At 51.4% G+C, this 1375-nt stretch carries 1 protein-coding gene; it reads left to right on the plus strand.

Annotation, left to right across the window (positions count from 1 at the left end; genetic code table 11):
• The coding region (locus QVO97_RS10240) for a peptide chain release factor 3 (protein WP_288189617.1) at positions 1–1283 on the plus strand (1283 nt) is incomplete at its 5' end.
• Positions 1284–1375: the final 92 nt, after the last annotated feature.

Here is a 1375-nt window from a genome sequence, read left to right on the forward strand (position 1 = left end):
CAGCCGATTCGGCGGTCATGGTCATCGATGGTTCTAAGGGTGTCGAGGCGCAGACGATTAAGCTTTTCAAGGTTTGCGTTATGCGCCACATCCCGATTTTTACCTTTATCAACAAGATGGACCGCGAGGCGCGCGATCCGTTTGAGTTGATGGATGAGATCGAGAGCGTGCTCGGCATCCGTACCTGCCCGGTCAACTGGCCGATCGGCTGCGGTAAGAATTTTAAGGGCGTGTATGACCGTGCCACAAAGAAGATCACAACTTTCACAGCAGCAATGGGCGGACAGAAGGAGGTCGCATCTCAGGAGTTCTCGTTAGAGGGCGATGAGGTTAACTCCATCATCGGTCCAGACTATCATCGGCAGCTGATGGATGATATCGAGCTTCTGGACGGCGCATGCGATGAGCTGGATATGGAGCGTGTCAGCCGCGGAAATTTATCCCCGGTATTCTTTGGTTCGGCGCTGACAAACTTTGGTGTAGAGACATTCCTGGAGCATTTCCTGAAAATGACAACCTCGCCGCTGCCGAGAAATACGACAACCGGCATGGTGGATCCGTTCTCTCCGAATTTCAGCGCGTTTGTCTTCAAGATTCAGGCAAATATGAACAAGGCGCACCGCGACCGTATCGCATTTATGCGTATCTGTTCCGGCAAATTTGAGGCAGGCATGGAAGTAACGCATGTGCAGGGCGGACGCAAGATCCGTCTCTCCCAGCCACAGCAGATGATGGCGCAGGATCGAAAGATCGTCGAGGAGGCATATGCGGGCGATATCATCGGTGTATTCGATCCGGGTATTTTCTCGATCGGTGATACACTCTGTACAGGTGAAAAGGTAGAATTTGAAGGCATTCCTACGTTCGCACCGGAACATTTTGCACGCGTGCGCCAGATGGACACGATGAAGCGCAAGCAGTTCATCAAGGGCATCAGCCAGATCGCTCAGGAAGGTGCGATCCAGATCTTCCAGGAGTTCAACACAGGTATGGAAGAGATCATCGTCGGCGTAGTCGGCGTCCTCCAGTTCGAGGTACTGACCTACCGTCTGGAAAATGAGTACAATGTAGAAGTCAAGCTGGAAAAGCTTCCATACGAGTACATCCGTTGGGTAGAAAACGCTGACGAGATCGACGTTGCCAAGATTCAGGGAACTTCGGATATGAAGCGGATCAAAGACCTCAAAGACAATCCACTGCTTCTGTTTGTCAACAGCTGGAGTGTGGGAATGGTAGAAGAGCGGAATCCGAAGCTTAAATTAAGCGAGTTTGGGCGTAACTAAAGCCATGCAGCGGAAAGCACCGTTTCAGCGAATGGAAAATTTATTTTTCAGGCGCTGAAAGGGGGATTTCTGCTATACGGCGCAGCCGGACA

This window comes from Clostridium sp. CAG:43, from assembly GCF_000434655.1.
GTDB classification, from domain to species: Bacteria; Bacillota; Clostridia; order Lachnospirales; family Lachnospiraceae; genus Otoolea; species Otoolea fessa.